The 8,448-nt window shown below is 50.7% G+C and carries 10 protein-coding genes and 1 pseudogene; 6 read left to right on the forward strand and 5 right to left on the reverse strand.

Features of this window, described 5'->3' with window-relative positions:
• Positions 1–116 precede the first annotated feature (116 nt).
• Positions 117–299, reverse strand: coding sequence for a hypothetical protein (locus EKN00_RS10540; protein WP_127850205.1), 183 nt, complete (start codon positions 297–299; stop codon positions 117–119).
• 261 nt (positions 300–560) lie between these two features.
• Between EKN00_RS10540 and EKN00_RS10545 the strand changes: the two genes are divergently transcribed.
• Both EKN00_RS10545 and EKN00_RS10550 read left to right on the forward strand, forming a co-directional pair.
• A complete protein-coding gene (locus EKN00_RS10545) occupies positions 561–1,580 on the forward strand; it encodes an Lreu_0056 family protein (RefSeq protein WP_127850206.1) in 1,020 nt (339 codons plus the stop codon).
• 186 nt (positions 1,581–1,766) lie between these two features.
• Positions 1,767–2,744, forward strand: a complete 978-nt coding sequence (locus tag EKN00_RS10550; RefSeq protein WP_127850207.1) for a hypothetical protein — start codon at positions 1,767–1,769, stop codon at positions 2,742–2,744.
• Between the two features lie 719 nt (positions 2,745–3,463).
• Here EKN00_RS10550 and EKN00_RS11065 read toward each other — a convergent pair.
• Positions 3,464–3,580: pseudogene (locus tag EKN00_RS11065) on the reverse strand (helix-turn-helix domain-containing protein); the annotation flags it as partial.
• A 63-nt stretch (positions 3,581–3,643) separates the two neighbouring features.
• On the opposite strand from EKN00_RS11065, the gene EKN00_RS10925 reads away from it, so the two are divergent.
• Positions 3,644–3,805: a hypothetical protein gene (locus EKN00_RS10925; protein WP_164848120.1), complete on the forward strand. Its 162-nt coding sequence runs from the start codon at positions 3,644–3,646 to the stop codon at positions 3,803–3,805.
• Positions 3,806–4,163: 358 nt separating this feature from the next.
• Here the strand turns inward: EKN00_RS10925 and EKN00_RS10560 are convergent, their stop codons facing one another.
• Positions 4,164–4,907 carry an SDR family oxidoreductase gene (locus EKN00_RS10560; protein ID WP_127850208.1) on the reverse strand — a complete coding sequence of 248 codons (744 nt, stop codon included), beginning with the start codon at positions 4,905–4,907 and terminating at the stop codon, positions 4,164–4,166.
• 12 nt (positions 4,908–4,919) lie between these two features.
• Complete coding sequence (locus EKN00_RS10565; protein WP_241559498.1) at positions 4,920–5,483, reverse strand: sugar O-acetyltransferase; 564 nt, start codon at positions 5,481–5,483, stop codon at positions 4,920–4,922.
• A 110-nt stretch (positions 5,484–5,593) separates the two neighbouring features.
• Here EKN00_RS10565 and EKN00_RS10570 point away from each other — a divergent pair, with 110 nt between their 5' ends.
• A complete protein-coding gene (locus EKN00_RS10570) occupies positions 5,594–6,469 on the forward strand; it encodes a LysR family transcriptional regulator (RefSeq protein ID WP_127850209.1) in 876 nt (291 codons plus the stop codon).
• Between the two features lie 200 nt (positions 6,470–6,669).
• On the opposite strand, the gene EKN00_RS10575 is transcribed toward EKN00_RS10570, so the two are convergent.
• Positions 6,670–7,206 (reverse strand): phenolic acid decarboxylase, encoded by a 537-nt coding sequence (locus EKN00_RS10575; protein WP_127850212.1) that lies wholly within the window; start codon positions 7,204–7,206, stop codon positions 6,670–6,672.
• 195 nt (positions 7,207–7,401) lie between these two features.
• On the opposite strand from EKN00_RS10575, the gene EKN00_RS10580 reads away from it, so the two are divergent.
• Both EKN00_RS10580 and EKN00_RS10585 read left to right on the forward strand, forming a co-directional pair.
• The gene (locus EKN00_RS10580) at positions 7,402–7,995 is read left to right on the forward strand and encodes an IS607 family transposase (RefSeq protein WP_127850210.1); all 594 of its coding nucleotides are present in this window, start codon (positions 7,402–7,404) and stop codon (positions 7,993–7,995) included.
• A gap of 31 nt (positions 7,996–8,026) precedes the next feature.
• The coding region (locus EKN00_RS10585; protein WP_164848121.1) for a helix-turn-helix domain-containing protein at positions 8,027–8,448 on the forward strand (422 nt) is incomplete at its 3' end.

An 8,448-nucleotide genomic window follows, 5' to 3' on the forward strand; every position in this document is an offset into this window, starting at 1 on the left:
TGGGCATACAAAAATCCCTCCATAATTGTCAGATGAATTATGATATTTCATCTGACAACCACAAAGGGATTATCGCATAATTATCGTATTTATGGCGGCTTTTTAATTGGCTTTAATCATGATTTCTCCAGTTTTTGCGCACTCTTCTCGCTAATTGCGACGACTGGCTTCAGGCCGAGGCGTTTGGTACGACGGTTGCGCTTATCAGGGATGATACAGATTGCATCGGTACCGTTGTTTAGTTCGTGCATGTACTTTTCAATGTGGTTACGGAAGATTTTGGAGTTAACTTGTTTCATAATTTTACCTCGATATTTCTGGGATTATTTGTGCTTGTCATTGGTGTCACATTTGTCTGTTTACCCATATATTAACATTTTAAAAGGTCACAGCTGCCTGTGAAAATGCGATTATTTTCGCAGGATAATTTTTTAATGCAGGTGAATCACACGCTTGATTTTTATAATTGATAGCGCTAACTTTTATTTACAGACATGGATTCGTCAGCTTCATTAGCGTTATTATTTTGGCGAAGGTTTGTAAAATTGGAGGTTGGGGTCATGAAGAAGAGTATTCGTCATCTAGTGGTCATCGGCATTGCCGCGCTGCTCGTGATTGTCGGTGGGTGCGGTAATTCCAAGAGCAGCAGCAAGTCGTCGAGTGTCACGAGTTCGAAAAAGGCCGCAGTGAAGGCAACCAAAGAATCTGCGGCGAAAGCGAAGAAAGCTGCAGCGAAGGCAAAGGCGAAGGCCAAGAAGGCTGCCCAGCCTTGGTCACCTGCCAAGGCCAAGGCTTTGGCTAACTTTATGCAGGGCTGGGATAAGAAATCGGGGCAACAAAACGTGGAGTACACCCAGAGTCACCCGGTTGATTTCTATGGCTTAAAAGTGCCCACTGATTTCAATAAGATGGCACCGGCGATTGGCAATGACAAGATTAGTTACACCCTGTCGACTAACGGTAAGACGACGGCCGATTATGCTGTGGTCGCCATTTACTCGGATGCAGCCACCGCGGCATTTTTCGACCAGCACGTTTATCTATTCACTCTGCACCGTGGCAAGCCGGAAGTGCTAGTGACGATGCAAAACGAGGGTAACCCGAATAACTGGCTGTACTTTAAGCCAAGTGACGACGCAGAATTGCAGAAGGGGTTTGCCCAAGTTGTTGCCGGGAAAACGCCGCAAGTTGCCACTCCGCGCAGCACGACCACGGCCGTGGATGCCAAAACTGCGGGGATTTTGTTACTGCTGTACCACGACCCTGAATGGTTAAAGACTTACATCGACTCATTCCTGTGGTATGGCGTCGTTAAGCAGGGCGACGGCAAGATTGCGGCCGGGGACAACTATATTTCTGCTCATGGTGATCCAACCAGTGTCGTCTTTTACTCGGTCGATGGCAACATTCTCACCTACAAGTACGTTGATGCGTCCCAGGGCAAGTCGGTGGCCGAGTCACCGACAGTCGTCAAAACAACCGAGTTAAGCTGGCTGGAAAAGAACTATTACAGCACGCCAGCCCAGAAGCAGGAGGTTGACGGTTACGCGGCTAAGCTCCAGGCTGACAAGGGCTACTAGGAAGCAATCGGCAAGAGGAAGCGTGCGCCGCAGCGAACTTGTACGGTATATCTGAGCAGAGACTGACCGGTAATTCGCGTAATTTTTCGCCACTTCCCGTAAATATTCTTCGTTCATCCTGCATCCCACGGCGCATAATTCACGCGCATACTAGAGTGCAAGAGCAGATATTATGGAGGAAAGCATATGCCAAATCGAGCGGAACTAAGGCACGGGCTGGGCAAGCACAAGCGTGCATGGATTGTTGCGATGGTGGCCGCGCTGATTGTGGTGGTAGTGGTCGTTAGCGTGGTGACGCTGCGGCACAAGGACCCTGGGCAAGCAACAAGTGCGACGGAAAAGGTGCGGTCGAGCAAGAAGGTCAGCAAGAGCCACTCGAGTAAAAAATCGGCAAAGGTGCAGCCTAGCAAGGCCAGTCACTCGAGCGCCAAAGAAGCGAGCTCATCATCCAGCAAGTCGCAGTCGCTGGTCGGACTGGAATTCAGTGCTAGCCCAGTTTTGTACAATGGTGAAGATGTGGACAAGGCGATGGACGAGAATCGCGCACCACAGAATACTGTCCATGATTCGTTTTTCGAGGGTTACTTCAAGTCTAGTAACATTGTGCGTACTGGGACGAGTAGTATGTACGTTTACCCGACAGATGAGCATTATTACGCTGCCAATGGTTACATTCACTTGCGCGATTGGCGCATCCCGTACACCATCGTTAACGGCAGGCTCGAGACGAAGCAATGGACGTCCACCGACAATACTGGCGCCACGATTACCTGGGAGCTTCAGCAAATTTCAGATGTGAAGGAAGTTCTCGATAAGAAGATGGTGGCACGGGCGAACAACGCCGCCAAGGGACGTGCGGACGACGGCACTGAGCCTGCTAGCAGCCAAGCCGTTGATCAGCACAATTTAACCTCAGCCCAGTTGGAGCACTGGGTTCGCGCCATCATCAAGACTGGTAGTGATGATTACGCTGATAGTGACTACCAACTGAAGCAGGGGAATGTTGATGGGTACGCGGTGGTGTTCGAGAAGTTCATTGGTGAAGGCGCGAATAAGTATCAGGCGGATTGGGAACCAATGTATCGGGTCAATGCTGACGGTTATCTGGAAGCTGTGTCCGATGTTTTAGACGAGTGGGAAGTCATTTCGTACAATTATCATTAGCGTGGTGAGTGCCTACACAGGCGGCTTCAGGCGATTATGGATGTACAAATAGAAGGCACGCCATGTACTAAGCGGCATTTGGCTACTAAGTACACGCCGTGCCTTTAATTGTCGCAGGTATTCTAGCGCCAGCCGCATCCAATTGGCGTACCGCGTTATTCACCCCGAATCAGTGTGACTACTGGGATTGTGAGCGCGCTGGTTAACGACAAGGACGATGGAACAGACGGAGGATTTGTGTGATGGCGGTAAGCGATGAACAGAAGGCAGAGGCTCTGCAGATCTACGCCACAACAACTTCTGGGACTTTGCCGCCAATCGTCAGGGGACCGAGATGTGGTACGGCGACGATTGGATTCTGGCCCGGCGGGGACTGGCACCACAGCTGCCGGCACCGTGGCCACTGGCGTAAACAGGGACATTAGTACAAAGATTGAGACCAGTTGCGGTTGGTTGCAAACGGAAATGTCGTCGCGGAGTTCTAGCGGCGCACAAGTAGTGACTGGTACGCCAAACGCACCCCATCTGGGACAGTAATGTCTGGAGTGGGGTGCGTCTTTGTTTGTGTGGATTACCGAAGTGGGGTAACCTGCTCGTTGGCCGCAGTCTGAGTGGCGTTAGTTAAACGTGCAGCAGCCGCGATGCCAGCGCCTTAATCATCTTCGGGTCACTGTGCAAGAAGAACTGGCTAGTGCTTTCATGTTGCGCCGCCAAGACGATTAAACGGTAGCGATTAATTTTAGCTGCAACCCCAGCCCTGCAGCGTAACGGCTCAATGTTCCGAGCGTCGGCATTGAGTCCATCCGCTCAATCTTAGCGAGCTGCGGTTGTTTCATGGACTCGCACAGCCTGCCAGTAACATGCTACACTTAAGCCACAAACCTGAAAGGGGTACCACAATGAAAAATTTACAGGCAGGCGGCTTCCTCTTCGTGGGCGGCGCAATCATCATGATGGTAACGCAGTTTGGTAAAGTCGTCCCGATTGTCGGCGGGGTGTGTGCGGTGCTCGGCGCGGGGATGCTCGTGTATTACCTGTTCAGCCAGGACGGGAAGTATTAGGGAGATTCGGGCTGAGTGGATAGTTGAATAGCTTAAGGTGTGATTCGGTTTCCTCGACAGTATGGTTGTGTGCAAACTTCGTGGTCATGCCGCTTAGTGTTTATTGTCGCCAGTTTTACCGTTAGCGAACCGAGTGGGCCTTTGTGGAATCAATTTGCATTCACCGGTCGGATAAAATACCCCTGCCTAAGTGGCAGCATCAATTGGCTGCTTGTTTAGACAGGGGTATCTCTATTTGTACCGTGGACACAATGCGTTGACTAAATTCCTTCTTGGGTGGGCAAGCAGATATTTAAGGTTTGTTTACCCAAGAAGGTTTGTTGTGCTTATGAAGAAGCAGTTTAATTAGTGAGTTAACCTACCACGGCTGGTTGGTCGGGCCAACGGTGAATTCGTTGACGTTGGTGTCTTCCGGCATGTCGATGGCGAATTCGACCACCTTAGCGATACGATCAGCAGTGATTTCGTAGGTGTCGTAGGTTTCCTTCATGTCGGCGGCCACACCCTGGTCAGTGATTGTGCGCAAGAGCTCAGTTTTGATGGCAGCTGGGTAGATTGTCGCGGTGCGAATGTTACTGCCTTCTTGAGCGGATTCCATGCGCAGAACTTCCATCAGGTCTCGAACTGCCCACTTAGTTGCGCCATAAACGGCACCACCAGGGTAGGCTTTCAGGCCGGCAACGGAACTGGTGGCGATGAAGTGCCCGGACTTTTGCGCCTTGAAAATTGGTAGCGCCGCGGCGATACCGTTGAGCACGCCCTTGAGGTTAACGTCGACGATACTGTTCCATTCATCAACCTTCAGTGCGGATAGTGGCGAGTTTGGCATCAGGCCGGCGTTTAGGAACATGACGTCGATACCGCCAAACGTGTCCTGCGCAAACTGCACGAGTGCTTGGTTGTCTTCGGGTTTGGTGACGTCCGTGACGCGAAAGGCGGCCTGACCGCCAGCGTTGTTAATAGCAGCAGTCAATGCTTGGAGCTTGTCCTCGCGGCGGGCGCCGAGTACGACCTTGGCGCCGTGGCTGGCGAGCAGTTTGGCGGTTTCGGCGCCGATACCACTGGAAGCACCGGTAATAACAACGACTTTGTTTTCAATCATGGTTAATTCCTCCTAATTTTGATGAATGGAACGTAGAATCTTCGCGGGCACGCCTGCGACCACAGTATTAGCCGGGACGTCCTTGGTGACGACGGCGCCTGCACCGACAATGGCATTTTCGCCAATCGTCACGCCAGGATTCACCGTCACGTTGGCCCCTAACCAGGCGCCTGCTTTGATGTGGACGGATTTCAGGACCAAGTCGCGGCGATGCGCCGGGTCTTCGCGGTGGCCAACAGAGATGAGCATTGTGCGGGGACCGAGCAACACATGATCCTCGATGGTGATACCGCCGAGGTCGACGAAGAAGCAGTCGCGATTGATAAAGACGTGTTCGCCGATGGTTGTGTGTGGTCCGAAGTCAGTCTGAAATGGTGGGTTGATGTTGGCACTTGCGGGTATGCTGTTGCCCATGATTTGGGTCAGAAGTTCCCTGCGCCGGGCGCCAGTATTGGTCTGGTTAAAGTCAACGAGTAACTGACTGGTTTGGGCAACAATGGCATCCACCTGTGCTGGTAGCGCACCGCTCCAACTGACAGGACCGGCATTAATTAATTCTGCTAGTGGTTTGGTCACGACAAAACCTCCTTCTTGTTGACACTGATTATCTTAATGGCGGTTTGCCGGTCTGTCTAATGCCTATGCTAAATGATAAAATATAGCTAAAACGTATGGAGGCGAACGCATTGGAGTTACGTGTGTTGCGGTATTTTCTGATGGTCGTTGCAGAGCGGAACATTTCTCGAGCGGCGGAGAAGCTTCACGTGTCGCAGCCGACCATTTCGCGGCAACTCAGCGATTTGGAGACTGAGCTAGGTGTGACTTTATTTGAACGCGGTCAACGCTCGATCACGTTGACACGGGCGGGTGAATATTTTGCTAGTCAAGCCCGGCAGATTATTGAGCTTGCAGACAAGACGGTGGCCAACGTGCAGCACACCCACGACGTTAGCGGCAACATCATGATTGGCAGTGCGGAGCTACCGATGATGGCCAGCGTGGTGGCGGCAATCACGCACATGCGGCAGACCGCGCCAAAAGTGGTGGCCAATATTTACAGTACCGACGCCGATGACGTGCATGCACGCATGGCGGCAGGCTTCTTCGACTTTGGGGTGGTGCTGGAACCCACAGATAAGACGGATTATGACTTTATCAATTTGCCGGGTACCAGTAGCTGGGGCGTCTTGGTCAGAGATGATTCCCCGTTGGCCCAGCTAGAGGCCGTAACTGTGCACGACTTGCAAAAACAGCCGGTAATCATGACCCGTCAGCATGGCAGCGTTGAGCGGTTACGTGGTTGGCTGGGGTCTAGTAACGCTCAGTTGCAGGTCGTCGCGACTTATAACCTGCTGTATAACGCTTCGATTATGGTCAGCGCGGGCGTGGGCAGCGCGATTTGCCTTGACGGGATTATCAACACCACTGGGACTAACTTGCGTTTCGTGCCCCTGGCCCCCGAATTGGTGGGTTACGCTAGTCTAATTTGGCCCAAGGCACGGCAACTATCGCCCGCGGCCCGGGTGTTTATTGATGCGATGATGGCAGCGGTGGGGGGCTAAAGTTGCATCGCGTTAATTACCGGATAAAAAATTTAAAGCGCACGTCTTAGTCTGCTTTGTGCTGATTTTCTGCGGTTAGTCGTGTGCACCGGAACAATCTTGCACAACGTCAAAAATCCCCGTCATGAACCGGGCTGTGGGCCTGATTCATGGCGGGGATTTTACGTAGTAGTTTGTGTCAGTGGTGCTGTGGGTGCAGATTAGCCCTTAATCATCTTGTAGTTTTCGTCGTAGAACTTACCACTGCGGATGTCGTCTGGCATGCCGGCGTATGGTTCCTTGGCAATAACCTGGTCGTTGTTTTGACCGGCGTCACCAATGTAGGTGATGTTGGCGAATTCAGGCACGACGAGCTTTGGGTAGGTTTCGTACTTTTCGCGGGCCTCAATCATGCGGTCGATGTGGTCGTTTTGGTAAGTAACAGTGATTTCTGGGTGTTCTTGGACCCACTTAGGGAAGAAGATGGTCCCATTCAGGCGGTGTTCGTTAGGCACGAAGTCGAGCGCCACGTCGGTCCCGGTTGGCTCGGTCCAGGCAATCTTGTAGATGCCGGCGGTGAGCATGGTGATGTGTGCTTCCTGGTCGGTTACCCAGCGGCCGGCAACCATGCCGCCGTGGATCCGGTAGTCGACGGTGTGGTCGTTCTTCGCGTACCATTCGTATTCCCAGCCGTTATCGTAGGTGTAGATGAAGTGGGTGCCAAGAAAATCATCAAGCGTTTCAAAGTGCTTGTCCATGTGGTTCAAGTTTGCCATTATGTTGTCCTCCTGCATTTCCGTACATGTCATTAATTACATGTTTTAAGCAACGTGATTATGATATACTGTTCCCATCAGTACGTCAAGGAGGATTGAAACTGTAATTGTAAATGTAGAATAAAGTGTAACAGCAAGGTATAATGAGAGTACAATAATTCAGTGGGAGGTACCCTCATGCTCAAACCAAACGAAATGGCCGCACGCATTGGTGTGACGGTCAAAACTTTGCAGAAATGGGACAAAGATGGCACCTTGCCAGCTTTTCGTAATCCTAAAAACAGACGGTACTATACCGAAGAACAGTATCGCACCTACATTGGCGAAACTACGAAAAATGGCCACAAAGTAGTGGCCTATGCGCGGGTCTCAAATGCTGGGCAGAAAGATGACTTAAAGAATCAAGTTGATTTTTTACGCCAGTATGCCAATGGTAAGGGCGTAATCCTGGATGATGTGATTACGGATGTTGGTAGTGGGTTGAACTATAAGCGTAAGCACTGGAACGAACTATTGGACCAGATTATGGCAAACAATGTCGATACTGTGTATATCACTTATAAGGACCGTTTTGTTCGTTTCGGCTACGACTGGTTTGAACAATTAGCCAATAAGTTCAACACCCGAATTGTGGTGCTAAACAACCCAGATTTATCGCCTCAAGAAGAAATGACGCAAGACTTAATCAGTATTATTCACGATTTCAGCTGCCGTATACGCGGTTTGCGTAAATATGAAAGCAAAATCGAAAACGACAAAGAACTGAAGTAGTCCAATCTTTCAACCAGTAGCGGTGAATTGAATGATTAAGACACACAAAATCAAAATGTATCCTAACGCGGCGATGCAGTTAGCTTTGCAGAATTTGTTTAGCTATCGGCGCTATTGTTACAACCAAGCGCTCGAGTTTTGGAACGAGATGTACGATGAGTCTGTTGTTATGGCAGACAAGTCACTGCGGCCAAATGAACGCAAGGTGCGCGATGAACTGGTCAATAACAAACAGGATTGGCAATTTGAGCAATCGGCGCGGGTACTGCAACTAGCCGTCAACGATTTGGCTAAAGGGTGGCAGAACTATTTCAACCCCCAGATGCCTAACCACGCTCAGCCGCGGTTTAAGTCGAAGAAGCGTTCCAAAAACAGTTTTAAGACTGATCGAGCCAAAATTGTTGCTGGTAAGCTTCGTTTGGACAAACCGCGTGGGGTCAAGGATTGGTACGA

This window comes from Lacticaseibacillus hulanensis (genome assembly GCF_004010095.1).
Classification (GTDB): domain Bacteria; phylum Bacillota; class Bacilli; order Lactobacillales; family Lactobacillaceae; genus Lacticaseibacillus; species Lacticaseibacillus hulanensis.

Coding starts and splice junctions, on each gene's coding strand:
- EKN00_RS10540 (WP_127850205.1), bottom strand. CDS start 299: ATGAAACAAGTTAACTCCAAAATCTTCCGTAACCACATTGAAAAGTAC.
- EKN00_RS10560 (WP_127850208.1), bottom strand. CDS start 4,907: ATGATTGAAAACAAAGTCGTTGTTATTACCGGTGCTTCCAGTGGTATC.
- EKN00_RS10925 (WP_164848120.1), top strand. CDS start 3,644: ATGAAAAATTTACAGGCAGGCGGCTTCCTCTTCGTGGGCGGCGCAATC.
- EKN00_RS10545 (WP_127850206.1), top strand. CDS start 561: ATGAAGAAGAGTATTCGTCATCTAGTGGTCATCGGCATTGCCGCGCTG.
- EKN00_RS10580 (WP_127850210.1), top strand. CDS start 7,402: ATGCTCAAACCAAACGAAATGGCCGCACGCATTGGTGTGACGGTCAAA.
- EKN00_RS10575 (WP_127850212.1), bottom strand. CDS start 7,206: ATGGACAAGCACTTTGAAACGCTTGATGATTTTCTTGGCACCCACTTC.
- EKN00_RS10550 (WP_127850207.1), top strand. CDS start 1,767: ATGCCAAATCGAGCGGAACTAAGGCACGGGCTGGGCAAGCACAAGCGT.